The organism is Algoriphagus aquimarinus, assembly GCF_900112005.1.
In the GTDB taxonomy this organism is placed as follows: Bacteria; Bacteroidota; Bacteroidia; order Cytophagales; family Cyclobacteriaceae; genus Algoriphagus; species Algoriphagus aquimarinus.
In genome coordinates this window covers 1-12,895 of sequence record NZ_FOKK01000023.1, presented here as the reverse complement: position 1 = coordinate 12,895, position 12,895 = coordinate 1, and the positions used below count along the sequence as shown (strand labels likewise).

Here is a 12,895-nt window from a genome sequence, read left to right as displayed (position 1 = left end):
TTAGAATTCCACAATCAAACCTACAGTTGGTAAAAGGGATCCTGCTGGGTTGCTGATATACTTCAGCTGATATCGACTTGGGTCGCTGGAGTCTACCAGTATATTTCCTTGCCCGTCTCGTACTGGAACCAATAGCGGTGGCTGTTCAGCTTTGAAATTATAGGCATTTTGTATGTCCACGTACCAATTCAAATTCCATTTCTGGAAGTAATATTTCTTATCCAACCTCAAATCCAACTGATGGAATCCGCTTAATCTGACGGCATTTATTTGCGAGTAATCTAAGGCCGGCTGACTTCTCAAATCCCAATTGTTGATCAGACTTGACTTTTCATAATCGTAAGGAGTGTAAGGCGTTCCGCCCAAAAATCTCCATCTAGCACCGATTTCCCAGTTATTTCCAAATCGCTTTCCTGCCGTCAAACTCACGATAAATCGATTGTCCCAAGAGGAGGCGATGTATCCATCTGTGTTAGGATTAGTGAATTCGCTACGAACTAAGGTCAGGGCAGCGATGCCATAGAAGTCATTGAAAAGGCGTTGTTGAGCCAACATTTCCAGGCCATATGCTCTTCCCTCTGAGTTGGATTCCACAGGTTCATTTCCTATTACTCCAAAATCGGCACCTAGATTTGCCAAGGAAATTCCGTTGCGCAGAGAAGAGGGGTAATTGCTGTATTTTTTGTAAAAAGCCTCTGCGGTGAATCGACGGTTTTTCTCTGGAACTAACCATTCTATGCCTGCGATAAGTTGAGAATTTCTGATAAATCGTACATCGTTTAGCTGATTGATAAGCTGGCCTTCGCTGTCTTTATATCCTAAAACAGTGTATGATGGTTTCTGATAATAAACCCCAGCATTTGCTGTCGCAAAGAGATTTGGCTTCAATTGATAGGAGAAGGAAATGCGTGGACTGAGTTGATTCAATGGGTTCTTGGCAGTCGCACCAAAGTCGGCTCCATCCATCCTTATTCCTCCTGTGATCAATAAACGCTCGTCATTGAAGTATTTACTTGCCGACACAAATCCTCCGTATAGGTTGAAATTTGAAGTAGATTCCACATCGATTATCTGACCAGAATTCGCTAGGGTAGATCTATCAAAATTCTTGATGTAATACCTGGAATACTCATAATTGACGCCATATTTCACGGTAAACCCGCCTTTGAAAATGCTGTTTTCAGCACGGAATTTATTCTCAGATTCCTGGGATAAATAGTCAAAAAGCAAGTTGTTCTGTGAGCTCTCATCGTTGCCAGCATACTTCACGGAGTGATTATTCAGCATATTTCTGCTCAGCACAAATGTCCAAAAACCATTCTCCCGAAATCGCTTCAACTTCACGCCAGTGGCATAATTCCACTGATTTTGCACAGGAAGCACATCCAGAAGATAAAGCCGGTTTTCGCGATCTTCCTCTGTCTCGTCATCAGGTACATCTTGATTAAGTACGAATTTATCGATCGCCCCAACTCCTATAAAAGTTAGCTCAGTTTTATCATTGAGCTTGGTGGTAGTTTTCAGCTGAAAGTCATTAAAGGTTGGGAGAAAAGGCAAACCAATTAACTTGAAAAGACCCTGTAAGTACGAGCGCCGTGCAGAAAGCAGATAAGTGGTTTTCTCTCCGATAGGACCTTCATTAGACAAAGTCAATTCCGAAGCTCCTACGGTCACTTGAGTTGCCATTTTATCTCGTCGACCTTCTTTCAGTTGAAATTCAAAAAAGGAGCTAAGAGCATCCATGCGATTGGCAGGAAATCCGCCAGCAATCAGGTCCACGTTTTTGATCAAGTTTACATTCAAAAGTCCCACTGGACCACCCGAGGAACCTTGGGTAGCAAAGTGATTGATGACAGGCACTTCTATTTCATCGATGAAGAACTTGTTTTCATTTGGGGCTCCTCCCCGGATCAAAATATCATTTCGAAAACTTGGGGTACTCGCCACTCCGGGCAGAGCTTGGATGACACGTGAGATATCTCGGTTTCCGCCAGGATACCGCTCTATTTCATTGGAATTCAGTTTTCGGACAGAAAGTGGAGTTTCTTCAGAGCGAGAAAACTCATCACTGACCACCACCTCAGAAAGCTCTGAAGCATCCTCTACCAATTCAAAATCCAACTGAACAGGTCTAGCTAAAGTCACCTGAACTTCAAAGGCAGTCTTGTTCTTGAAACCTACAAAACTTGCGCGAACATTGTATAATCCTGTGGGAACTTCAGTGATTTCATACAGACCATTTTCGTCCGAAATGGCGCCCAACTCTGTGTTTAGTATAAGCACATTGGCGAAAGCTACGGGCTGATTATTCACTGGATTAGTGATTTTCCCGCGGATTACGCCTTGTGAAAAAGCCAAGCTTGAAATAAACAGAAAACCGAAAAGAAGTATAATTGACCTCATTGATGCGTTATTGATATTACTGAAGGAGGAGATTTTAGTGCAAATATTCAATCTTCGAACTGCGCAGCTTTTGGTAATACCTTGTTGGCGGTTCGTTAGAATATCTAGTTTTATTTTAGTTTTTTTATGGCTTTACTTTCTATAAGTGATTTCATTTGAGTTATAGCAACTGTGTTGAGTTGGATTAATCTATCACTTTGCGATAATCCTTGTTGGATAAGTAAAGCATTAATGCCTTCCATATTACTCAATACAACTAATTGTTCTAAGGTTGCAAAGTCTCTGATATTTCCTTTTTGGTCGGGATTAGTTTCCCTCCATCCTTTTGCTGTAATTCCAAAAAGTGCCACATTTAGTAAGTCTGCTTCATTTGCGTAAACAAAACTTGCTTGATATTTCGTGATTTCTTGCGGTATTAGATTTTCCTTAATCGAATCAGTATGAATTCTATAATTGATTTTGGAGATAGTACGTTGCAAATTCCATTCAAGGTTTAATCTATAATTTTCATCTTGTTTCAGACGTTTAAATTCGGTAATCAAGTACAATTTGAATTCAGAAGAAATCCAAGAAGCAAACTCAAAAGCAATGTCAGTATGTGCAAAAGTTCCTCCGTATCTTCCAGATTTGGATGTAATTCCTGTTGCATTAGTGCTTTGAATCCATCTTTGAGGAGATAAAACAAAGTAGTTGCTTCCTGCTTCACTTCTAAACCTCTCGAATTCGATAGGTTTAAAAGTGGTGTTGTTCAATTTTTCCCAAAGACCCAAAAACTCAATCGTGCTTCGGCTTCGCATCCAATTGTTTATAATCGAAAAAGGCTCAAGTGGATTTCTATATTTTGCGATGTCGGTTAGCGAGATATACTCTCCGATTTCCTTGTTGATAAAGGATATTTCAGTTTCTTGAACTACTATTTTTGGGTTTGATTTTGCCATTTTATTCCTGTAAAATATAATTTCAAAAAATTTAGTTGCTAAAATTTAATTGATATAGTTGGTTTAGAGCTATACGAAATGGTTCAATTATTTTTTTATGGTATTCTGTATTATAGTTGTAAAGAGAATCTTTCTCAGCTACAGCTAAAGAGCTGGTAATTGCTAAAGAAATTGACGCTATTTGAATGTTTGAGTTTCTTTCACTCGCCAAAGTCTCCACCAAGGTGTCCCTGGAGAATCATGATGCTCGTAATGATAGCCAAAGAAATAACAGGTGATAAATGCCCATAAGTGATTTTTAGCCTGAGTTGTAGAGTGATGCTTGTTTTTATTCACTCCTTTATGAGGCAGATAAGTGCCAAAGAAAAAAAGCTGAAATGTGGATAAAACAGCGGGTAACATCCAAAACAGAATTAAGTTATCCACAGGTAGAAAGAGCTTTAAAATATTGAATGTGACAGCCATGAGGATAATTTGCCAAATGGTAACATATTGCTTGATAAAGCTGAAGTACCACACGAAGAAATTGTCCGAATCATGGTAATCCGGATCTTGAGATGTCGCCACAAAACGATGATGCTCGTGGTGCTTTGGAAAGAGTCTGTTGTAGAAATTGTATGAGAAAAGCAGTGCCGTCATCCAGCCAATAATGTTATTTAGTTTTTTGTTCGAAGAAACTAAGCCGTGCATGGCATCGTGAGCTGTGATAAATAGGCCAGTGTATAAATGCATTTGGATCAAAATACCCAAATATACCAGCGGATTGGACCATGAAATCTGATAATTTAATAGTAGAACTAGGCTCACAAACCACAGACCTACAATGGTTATGGCGATTACTACCCCTTTTGGATCAATAGACGCACGTGTGAACTCAGACTTCATACCAGCAATTTGGGAATGTTTTATCAAAAAGTCAGAATCCTTTCCTTCACTTCTTCCATCAGCCACATAGGCGTGGAAGTAGCTCCGCAGATTCCAATACGATCATTTTCTGTAAACCAATCAGCTTCAATTTCCTCAGTATTTGACACGAAAAAAGTATTTGGATTAGTGTCTTTGCAGACATTGAATAGCACCTTTCCATTAGAAGATTTGGTACCACTGACAAAGATGATTTTATCAAACTTGGTAGCGAAATCTCTTAGTTCTCTGTCACGATTAGACACCTGTCTGCATATCGTGTCGTTGGTATTTACTGAGATTCCATTTTCTTTAAGAAGGGAGTTGATCTCGTAGAATTTGTCGGTGCTTTTTGTCGTTTGGCTATAGAGGGTGATGTTTTTAGGCATTGTATCCAAGTCCAATTCAGAAATATCCTGAAATACTACTGCCTCATTATTTGTTTGACCTAGCAGGCCAATCACCTCTGCATGGGCATGCTTGCCATAGATATAAATAGAATCTCCTTTGTCGAAGGAGTTCTTGATTCTGTGTTGGAGTTTTAGCACTACAGGACAGCTGGCGTCTATTAGTACTAGATTGTTTTCAATAGCCAGTCGGTAGGTCGTAGGCGGTTCTCCATGTGCGCGAATCAGCACTTTTTCATTTTTAAGTGTCTTCAGCTTCTCATGATCAATGATTATCAATCCCTTGTTTTTCAGTCGCTTTACTTCTTCATCGTTATGAACAATATCGCCAAGACAGTATAAAACACCTTCTTCATTTAATATATCTTCTGCCATTTCTATAGCATACACTACTCCAAAGCAGAAGCCAGAATGCGAGTCGATATGTACTTGGAGGTTCTTCATAGCCTAATAACTTTTAGAAGATTGAATTGTTTTTCGAGATCTGAAGAATTCAAATAATGACACATTCATCAGAAGTAAGGTCATGGAATATATCGTGTCTTCTATAGGAACTGTCCATATTCGGATGCCAAGATTTTCAGCATTATTATAGATCACCACCGGCTCAGGAGTGATTCCTCCTGTCAAGATACCATTGCAAATGATAAAGGGAATCAGATGAACTAAGTAGGCAAAGAGAAACCTCCCCATGTATTTGTCTTTGAAAATCAACCAGTGAAGTCCCAGTGCAATGGCACCTACGAAGAAATTGACTGAAGTGTACATTTTGTCGAGGTTCAGAATGGCCAAAACCAACAAAATGGGAATCATCAAAATTACAAAAGGCTTTCCCAAGGGCTTAAAAATGTCCCGCGGGAAAAAGTAGATCAATACTTCATAAATGAAAATACAGGCAAATGGAACGGTAAAGAAGAACAGCCATTCCTCTATTGGAAGTTGGAAAATGAATATTCCGAGTAGATATCTTGGATTGAATTCCCATATACCTATCACGGTGAACCAATGATCCCATACCAAGAAGAAGATGGCCGTTATGATCAGAGCAGGAAACAGGGCGGTCCATTTGCTGGCAAACCTGATTTTTGGCTCAAAGGATCGGATGAGTGGAAAGGAAATTGCAAATAGATTGACGGTCAGGTACAGGTATTTTTCCATTGTCAGCTCAGTCCCAGTTTACTGCCAAAATATGTTCCAACGAGTAAGGTAAATTTTTGTGAATTAGGAATTCTTATTCTCTCCTGGGTGATGGTCTCGGCAGATAATTTCTTGATCTTATCAAATAGCTTTTGGTAATACAAGTAGGCTACTTTCACTCCTAATTTTGCTCCATCGGGTAGTTGACCGATACCAATCAAAGCCTCATCAAAATCTTTCTGTATATCCTCTTCGATGATGCCTTTTGCTATTTTGTCAAACATCTCAAAAGAAACTCCTGGGAAATAAACTCTTCCTCGCTCTTCAAAGTCACTTTTAATATCACGCAAGAAATTCACTTTTTGGAAGGCGGATCCTAGCATTTGTGCAGGCCGCTTCAGCCGTAGATACATGGCCTCATCGCCTTCAACAAAAACTTTGAGACACATCAAGCCTACTACTTCTGCCGAACCATAAATGTATTCTAGGTATCTGTCGTCGTTGTATGTACTGAAATCCAGGTCCATCGCCATGCTTTTGAAGAATGACTCGATCAGGTCCAGATCAATTTGGTATTTATTTACGATCAATTGAAAACCATGTAACACTGGATTTAAAGAAAGTCCAGTTTCAATAGACGTGTATGAAGCCTCTCTGAATTCTGCCAGCAACTTGGCTTTGTCATGTTCATGGAAAGTGTCAACAATCTCATCGGCATAGCGTACAAAACCATAAATAGCATAAATCGGAGCATGGAATTTTTTGTCCAGCGTTTGAATCCCTAGGGTAAAGCTAGTACTGTAGCGCTGTGTAATCAGTTTGCCACATTCCAGACTCGTTTGATTAAATAACTCCTTTGCATCCATGATATTCAATATACTTAATTAATAGGTATTTTCCCGAATCACCTCTTTAGCAACCACATAGCCGGAGATTAGAGAGGGTGGTACGCCCGGTCCAGGGACAGTAAGCTGACCTGTGTAGAACAGATTACTGACCTTTTTGTTTTTCAGCGAAGGTTTTAGTAACGCTGTTTGCTTTAATGTATTCGCCAATCCATATGCATTGCCTTTGTAGGCATGGTAATCAGCTTTGAAGTCTGAATGGGCATAGGACCGCTTGAAAGTAACATGTGAACGTATTTCCTGTCCCGTGATTTTCTCCAATCTATCCATGATCATTCCATAAAATTTCTCTCTTACTTCTTCCGAATCTTCCAAGTCAGGTGCCAAGGGAATCAGTAAAAACAGATTTTCCATTCCTTCAGGCGCAACTGTTGTATCAGTTACCGAAGGAACACATGCATAGAATAACGGAGCTTCTGGCCATCTTGGATTGGTATAGATTGCATCTGCGTGCGGACCTAATGGCTCATCGAAGTATAAATTGTGATGGCGAAGATTTTCTAATTTTTTATCGACTCCTAAGTAAAATAGCAAACTGGAAGGTGCTAGAACTCTCTTGTCCCAGTATTTCTCGCTGTAGTTACTGTATTTAGGATTGACCAAATGCCTGTCCACGTGATGATAATCTGCACCAGCGATGACTACATCAGCTTCGATTTTTTCTCCAGTCGTGAGTCTTACTCTTTTAGCTTCTCCTTGCTCAATTTCAATTTCTTCTACCTCAGCATTGTAGCGGATTTTTACGCCGGTTTCCTCTGCCAGCTGCACCATTCCTTTGATTATCTCATGCATTCCTCCCTTTGGATACCAGGTACCCAATGCGATGTCTGCATAGTTCATCAGGCTATAAAGTGCCGGAATGTTCTCTGCCGTTTCCCCTAGGAAAAGCACCGGGAATTCCATTAAGCGAATGATTTTTTCAGATTTGAAGAACTTCCTTACGTGAGTCGCCATGGACTGGAAAATATCCATTCGCATCACATCCTTCATAAGGGCCAAGGAGGCAAACTCCATAAGGGATCGACTTGGTCTTTTGACCAGATCATGAATTCCTACCTGATATTTATACTTGGCTTGCGCCAAAAATATATCCAATTGCGCAGCAGCTCCAGGTTCAATTTGCTCCAGCATGGCTTTAAACTCATCGAGATTTGCTGGGATCTCTAATATATCATCTTGACCATAAATCACCGAATAGGATGGATCAAGTCTAATTAGATCGTAATAATCTGAGGGTTTTTTGTCAAAATGCGAAAAGTAATCCTCAAATACATCTGGCATCCAATACCAGCTAGGACCCATATCGAAAGTGAATCCCTGACTTTCAAATTTTCTGGCTCTCCCTCCAGGAGAATCATTTTTCTCCAGAAGTGTTACCGAAAAGTTGTTGGCAGCAAGATGTGTAGCGGCAGAAAGGCCAGCAAATCCAGAACCTATGACCACCGCATGTTTTTGCTTCATCTCCTTAATTTACGTGTTTATACACCATCAAGTCCTCTTTTAGGTGCTTACGAGCAATATGAATTCTATTTTTCACAGTTCCAATCGGTATGCTCAGTCTGTCAGCGATTTCATGATATTTGAACCCTCTATAATATAGTAAGAATGGAGTGCTGAAGATATCGTCCAACTTGTCAATTGCTCGGTAAATATCATCAATTGCAAAATCCCCATAAGCTGAGTTTTCTATTAGGCTAGCGCTGGAGTTGATGAAGTGAAGGTTCTCTGTGGTATCTACAAAAGTCGCACGTCTCACCATTTTCTGATAGTTGGTGATGAAGGTATTCTTCATGATCGTATACAGCCAGGCTTTTAGATTAGTGCCTTCGGCAAATTTGTCCTGATTAGTAAATGCTTTTACCATAGTATCCTGAAGCAAATCATTTGCATCATCGAGATCTCTGGTCAATTTCAACGCAAACGGCTTTAATACGCCTGAAAGCTGATTTAAAGAGTAACTGAATTCGATTGAAGTCATGGCCTTGTGGTTTTTGTTTAAACAAACTTACAATGCGTTAAACAAAATAACAAGAAAGTGTTTAATTATTTTCCAATATGTTTAAACAAAATAATCTTCCACTTTATCAAAAATGGCTTAAAGATGGTTTTTTAGCCATTTTAGGACATAAAAAAAGTATTCCTGAAGAATACTTTTGTTTAATAAAATTATGTTTTGCCTAAACAGTCTCGTGATCCATTTGAAGCAGAACCTGCTTTATCTCCTTCGCATAAGTAAGCAATCGGATGTTAGACGGGATAGTAAGAGATTGCTCCAAAGCTTGAAGACCCGAAATGAAAATCTCGGACTTTGAAAATTCCTTCCCCAGCATATTCACATAATCTTGAACTTTATCTCCTGTGGGAGAAGAGGTGATTATCGTGAGCAAATAATCGGGTTGCTGAATTTTATAGACAGAAATCAAGTCTATTTGCGGTGTGCTTTGTCCTAAGTAGATAACCTTATGTCCATGCTTTTTAATCAGGTAGGAGCTGAAAAGTAAGGAAAGTTCGTGTAGCTCACCCTCAGGGAGGAAAAGCATGAATGTTTTCCCTTGGCTCTTTCCCATTTGCCCATCGATGGCGACAATCAATTTTTGACGGATCAGGTTCGAGATAAAATGTTCCTGAGCAGGATTGATAGCTCCTGTTTGCCAGAGCACACCGATCTTGGAAAGGAATGGATATATCACGTCAAGTACAGTTTCTTCGAAACCCAACTTCAATATATTGGTAGATAGCACCTTCTCAAATCTGTCTTCATCCATCTCAATCATACAGATGGTAAGCGCCTGGATCTGATCGGTATGATCCATAGACTGGTCTGTGAGTCGGATGATTTCCTGAGAAATATCATTGCTGCTCATTGCTGCGATTTTGCTGATTTTAATACCATTGGTATTCAGCATAGCCACATTTAAGATCAATTTCAGGTCTACATCATCGTAATAGCGGATGTTTGTATCCGTCCTCTTAGGATTGAGTAGATTATACCGCTGCTCCCAGATCCTCAGCGTATGCGCTTTGATCCCAGACAGTTGCTCCAGATCTTTTATTGAGTAGTTGCTCACTTTTCTGTGTCCTTAAAATATTTTTTTGGAACCCAAAACAGTCCAAATGAAACTGCTCCGTCCTTTTCTCTACTATGATGATGCGCTTGATGTGCTTTGAAGATTCCTTTCAGAAAACCAGTTCTGGGTTTATCCAGCCATTTCACTCTGCGATGAATAAGTACGTCATGAAGAAAGAAATACAACATACCATAGGCGCTAATCCCTATTCCCATCCAAAATCTATAGTCCAATTCCCCAATTCCCAGGAATATTAGAAGTATAGCAATACTTCCAAATAGTAAAGAAAACAGGTCATTCAGCTCGAAAAAGGATTCAGAATGCTCATGATGTGTTTTATGAATATTCCACAAAGGCCCATGCATCAAATACTTGTGAATCGCCCAACCGGACAATTCCATCAAGACAAATCCTACTATGCTAAAGGCAATCGCTTCAATCATCAGTGTAACAACCTCAGAGGGTCTTTTTTTGTTTTAGTAATATGCAATTCTGTTGAGTACCACAGTGAACGCGGGGGCCACAAATTTGTATTTTAATTAATCCTTAAGAAACTGCAAGTTTGTTTTTAAAATCATTTCATTTAGAATCAAAGGGCTGAAAGCCTAAGATACCAAAGCCCAGCCTGAAGAACTGGCTTAAATCGAAATTCAATTAGTAAACCTCTGAAAGAGCGAAATACTCAAAATTGTTCAAAGCTCAAGTGTGAAATTCAGAATTGTAAAGAAGAGTATCATAGCCACAAGCATCCAAGCTGCAAGTGGATTTTCCCTATCGAAATTAGCCTTTCTGTAAATCAAGTGAATCAAAAAGGCCACTCCAAACCATGCGAAATAATTTCCAGCAGGGATAATTTCAAACTTCCAATACCAAAAGTCCAAGGCTACGGCCACAGGCTCCATGATGTAGTCTATGACAGTCATTGCAGTAGCTCCGAGTAATGCAGCGTAATAATCATTGTCCGTTGCCTTATGGAAAACTGTCCCGGTCAGATAAACCAGAATAAACCAGTTCACTCCAATCACAATCGGAACGTCCCAGAGCTTTGGTCCCAAGGTGGTACCATATACATAGTCACCAAACAGATATCCTGTGTGAATTCCTATGATCTCAGCGCCAAATCCTATCCAAAATGCCGCGGTGGCAAAAATCGGAAAAGCATCGGACCAACCTTTATGGTATCCTAATAGAATTACCAATGTGAGCAAGAGTTGTGCAGGAGTAAGCTTCAGAAATAACTCTCTATACTCAGGCAAACTCAATCCAACGACACCCACTGCATACAATACAACCACTGCGATTTTCGCAATAATTAATCGCTTATTCTGCGCCTCTGGGGGAGCTTGGGCTATCATATGCATAATTTGGGAAGCTTTGGTTTGAGTAAATTCTATTATTAGCGTTGGGATTCCTAACTTTGAAATTGCAAATCTGTTTGCAAAAAAACGAAATTCCAGCCAAAATCCCCCGATATGATTCTTTACAACATCACTTTCACCGTTTCCAATGAGATCGAAGAGGATTTTGTCCAATGGATGAAGAGCACTCACATTCCTGATATTTTCGCTACGGGATTATTTGTGGAGCATAAATTTTTCAGGCTTCTCAATAGCCCGGATGACAACGTGACGAATTACTCCGTGCAGTTCTTTGCAGAAAACACGAAGAAGCTAATCGAGTATGAAAGCCGATTCGCAACTGCGCTTCGCTATGAAACCCAAGCTCGTTATGGAGAGAAGGCAATTCCTTTCCGAACATTGATGGAGTCGGTGGATTAGGGAAATCGGGAAGATAGAAGACCGGAGACGGAAGAGGATAGAAGCCATCTGATTGGGCAGACTTGATTGCTTAATTCCAAATTTTTTTAGGAAGCTCCAAAGGAGTGTGATCATTCATAACCCTGTACGAAGTACAGGATAAGAGAAATTATAAAACTTTGGTAGCTCCAAGGAGCTATACTATTTAGTTTTAGTTTCGCCCCATTCGGGGCTGCCATACCTCTCACTATCGCGTACCCCCGGCTTCGCCGAGGGTTATGAATGGTTTCAATCCTTCGGATCTCTTAAACTGAAAATAGCAATTAGACTGCGAGCGCTTATAGAAGTATATTTTTAGGTGAGAATATACAAGGCAAAAACGCTGATAGGAACTCGGAATAAAAAGCACTTCACCATCAGAGTCAATTGGTTGCAAAACAATCTTTCTACTACTAAGTATAGCTCCGCAGGAGCGTTACGATTCATAACCCCGTACGCAGTGCGGGGTAACAGGCATGTTGATTTTTTAAGCCCCAAATAGGGCGAAACTATTACAGGAAATCTCTAACTTCCTTAACACAAACTTTTTAGATCATGACTTCATACCGACAGATGTTTTACCACGTCATTTTTCACACAAAAAGTAGCAAGCCAACTTTGGATGCAGACGCAAAGGATGTTTACAATTATTTATGGGGAATAGTTAAAAACAAAAAGTCAAAACTCTATCAAATTAATGGAATAGAAAATCATATCCATTTACTGGTTGACATTCATCCTACGATTGCAGTTGCAGATTTTATGCAGGATTTAAAAGCCTATTCAAGTGCGTGGATTAAACAATCAAAGAATCACTCAAAGTTTACTGGTTGGGCAGATGGGTACGGATGTTTCACCAGTTCAGTTCATGACAAAGACAGGTTAATAAACTACATCAAAATACAGAAGGAGCACCACACAACAGAAACCTTTGAAGAAGAGTACCGAAGGCTGTTGATAGAGAATGGGATTGAGATAGATGAAAGGTACTTTTTGAAATAAGCATCAGTTTCGCCCCATTCGGGGCTGCCATACCACTCACTATCGCGTACCCCCGGCTTCGCCGAGTGACTTGTCCTAGAATAGGTTTACACAAAACGTAAACTATGAAAAGACAGCAAAAGAAGATAAGAACAGGTGGTTCTTTGAGTTGGGAAGAACGGGAAGCCATGATCAAAGAATTTTTGACTGGTAAGTATCTTAAAAATGAGTTGTGGGAAAAATATACTGGTCAAGATAAGGAGCATGGTCAGCTTTTGGACTGGATGAGAAAACTTGGCTATATTTCCGATGACAGGGAACTAGGTCCTGTTAAATCTTTTTATCCAACTTCTTTAC

At 39.9% G+C, this 12,895-nt stretch carries 14 protein-coding genes; 3 read left to right on the top strand and 11 right to left on the bottom strand.

Annotated elements, in window-relative coordinates:
* The 11 genes from BM291_RS19950 to BM291_RS19900 form a co-directional block, all read right to left on the bottom strand.
* On the bottom strand, positions 1-2,403 hold the full coding sequence (locus tag BM291_RS19950) for a TonB-dependent receptor (RefSeq protein ID WP_092901108.1): 2,403 nt from the start codon (positions 2,401-2,403) through the stop codon (positions 1-3).
* 110 nt (positions 2,404-2,513) lie between these two features.
* A complete protein-coding gene (locus tag BM291_RS19945; protein ID WP_092901105.1) occupies positions 2,514-3,341 on the bottom strand; it encodes a KilA-N domain-containing protein in 828 nt (275 codons plus the stop codon).
* A 177-nt stretch (positions 3,342-3,518) separates the two neighbouring features.
* The gene (locus BM291_RS19940) at positions 3,519-4,226 is read right to left on the bottom strand and encodes a fatty acid desaturase (protein WP_092901102.1); all 708 of its coding nucleotides are present in this window, start codon (positions 4,224-4,226) and stop codon (positions 3,519-3,521) included.
* 23 nt (positions 4,227-4,249) lie between these two features.
* Positions 4,250-5,095, bottom strand: a complete 846-nt coding sequence (locus BM291_RS19935) for a 4-hydroxy-3-methylbut-2-enyl diphosphate reductase (RefSeq protein ID WP_092901099.1) — start codon at positions 5,093-5,095, stop codon at positions 4,250-4,252.
* 3 nt (positions 5,096-5,098) lie between these two features.
* A complete protein-coding gene (locus BM291_RS19930) occupies positions 5,099-5,809 on the bottom strand; it encodes a lycopene cyclase domain-containing protein (protein ID WP_092901096.1) in 711 nt (236 codons plus the stop codon).
* A 2-nt stretch (positions 5,810-5,811) separates the two neighbouring features.
* Positions 5,812-6,654: a phytoene/squalene synthase family protein gene (locus BM291_RS19925; RefSeq protein ID WP_092901093.1), complete on the bottom strand. Its 843-nt coding sequence runs from the start codon at positions 6,652-6,654 to the stop codon at positions 5,812-5,814.
* A gap of 18 nt (positions 6,655-6,672) precedes the next feature.
* Positions 6,673-8,154, bottom strand: a complete 1,482-nt coding sequence (locus BM291_RS19920; RefSeq protein ID WP_092901090.1) for a phytoene desaturase family protein — start codon at positions 8,152-8,154, stop codon at positions 6,673-6,675.
* Between the two features lie 4 nt (positions 8,155-8,158).
* Positions 8,159-8,671, bottom strand: coding sequence for an RNA polymerase sigma factor (locus BM291_RS19915; RefSeq protein WP_092901086.1), 513 nt, complete (start codon positions 8,669-8,671; stop codon positions 8,159-8,161).
* Between the two features lie 199 nt (positions 8,672-8,870).
* Positions 8,871-9,761 carry a MerR family transcriptional regulator gene (locus BM291_RS19910; protein WP_092901083.1) on the bottom strand — a complete coding sequence of 297 codons (891 nt, stop codon included), beginning with the start codon at positions 9,759-9,761 and terminating at the stop codon, positions 8,871-8,873.
* Positions 9,758-10,204 carry a sterol desaturase family protein gene (locus BM291_RS19905; RefSeq protein WP_092901080.1) on the bottom strand — a complete coding sequence of 149 codons (447 nt, stop codon included), beginning with the start codon at positions 10,202-10,204 and terminating at the stop codon, positions 9,758-9,760. The genes BM291_RS19910 and BM291_RS19905 overlap by 4 nt, the downstream gene beginning before the upstream one ends.
* Positions 10,205-10,453: 249 nt before the next feature.
* Positions 10,454-11,116 (bottom strand): carotenoid biosynthesis protein, encoded by a 663-nt coding sequence (locus tag BM291_RS19900; RefSeq protein WP_245786926.1) that lies wholly within the window; start codon positions 11,114-11,116, stop codon positions 10,454-10,456.
* A gap of 117 nt (positions 11,117-11,233) precedes the next feature.
* On the opposite strand from BM291_RS19900, the gene BM291_RS19895 reads away from it, so the two are divergent.
* The 3 genes from BM291_RS19895 to BM291_RS19885 all read left to right on the top strand — a co-directional run.
* A complete protein-coding gene (locus BM291_RS19895; RefSeq protein ID WP_092901074.1) occupies positions 11,234-11,539 on the top strand; it encodes a DUF4286 family protein in 306 nt (101 codons plus the stop codon).
* Positions 11,540-12,112: 573 nt separating this feature from the next.
* A complete protein-coding gene (tnpA, locus tag BM291_RS19890; RefSeq protein ID WP_092901071.1) occupies positions 12,113-12,559 on the top strand; it encodes an IS200/IS605 family transposase in 447 nt (148 codons plus the stop codon).
* 104 nt (positions 12,560-12,663) lie between these two features.
* A partial coding sequence (locus BM291_RS19885; RefSeq protein WP_139229152.1) for a hypothetical protein occupies positions 12,664-12,895 on the top strand: 232 nt, incomplete at its 3' end.

Coding starts and splice junctions, on each gene's coding strand:
- BM291_RS19925 (WP_092901093.1), bottom strand. CDS start 6,654: ATGGATGCAAAGGAGTTATTTAATCAAACGAGTCTGGAATGTGGCAAA.
- BM291_RS19895 (WP_092901074.1), top strand. CDS start 11,234: ATGATTCTTTACAACATCACTTTCACCGTTTCCAATGAGATCGAAGAG.
- BM291_RS19935 (WP_092901099.1), bottom strand. CDS start 5,095: ATGAAGAACCTCCAAGTACATATCGACTCGCATTCTGGCTTCTGCTTT.
- BM291_RS19930 (WP_092901096.1), bottom strand. CDS start 5,809: ATGGAAAAATACCTGTACCTGACCGTCAATCTATTTGCAATTTCCTTT.
- BM291_RS19950 (WP_092901108.1), bottom strand. CDS start 2,403: ATGAGGTCAATTATACTTCTTTTCGGTTTTCTGTTTATTTCAAGCTTG.
- BM291_RS19905 (WP_092901080.1), bottom strand. CDS start 10,204: ATGATTGAAGCGATTGCCTTTAGCATAGTAGGATTTGTCTTGATGGAA.
- BM291_RS19940 (WP_092901102.1), bottom strand. CDS start 4,226: ATGAAGTCTGAGTTCACACGTGCGTCTATTGATCCAAAAGGGGTAGTA.
- BM291_RS19900 (WP_245786926.1), bottom strand. CDS start 11,116: ATGATAGCCCAAGCTCCCCCAGAGGCGCAGAATAAGCGATTAATTATT.
- BM291_RS19945 (WP_092901105.1), bottom strand. CDS start 3,341: ATGGCAAAATCAAACCCAAAAATAGTAGTTCAAGAAACTGAAATATCC.
- BM291_RS19915 (WP_092901086.1), bottom strand. CDS start 8,671: ATGACTTCAATCGAATTCAGTTACTCTTTAAATCAGCTTTCAGGCGTA.
- BM291_RS19920 (WP_092901090.1), bottom strand. CDS start 8,154: ATGAAGCAAAAACATGCGGTGGTCATAGGTTCTGGATTTGCTGGCCTT.
- tnpA (WP_092901071.1), top strand. CDS start 12,113: ATGACTTCATACCGACAGATGTTTTACCACGTCATTTTTCACACAAAA.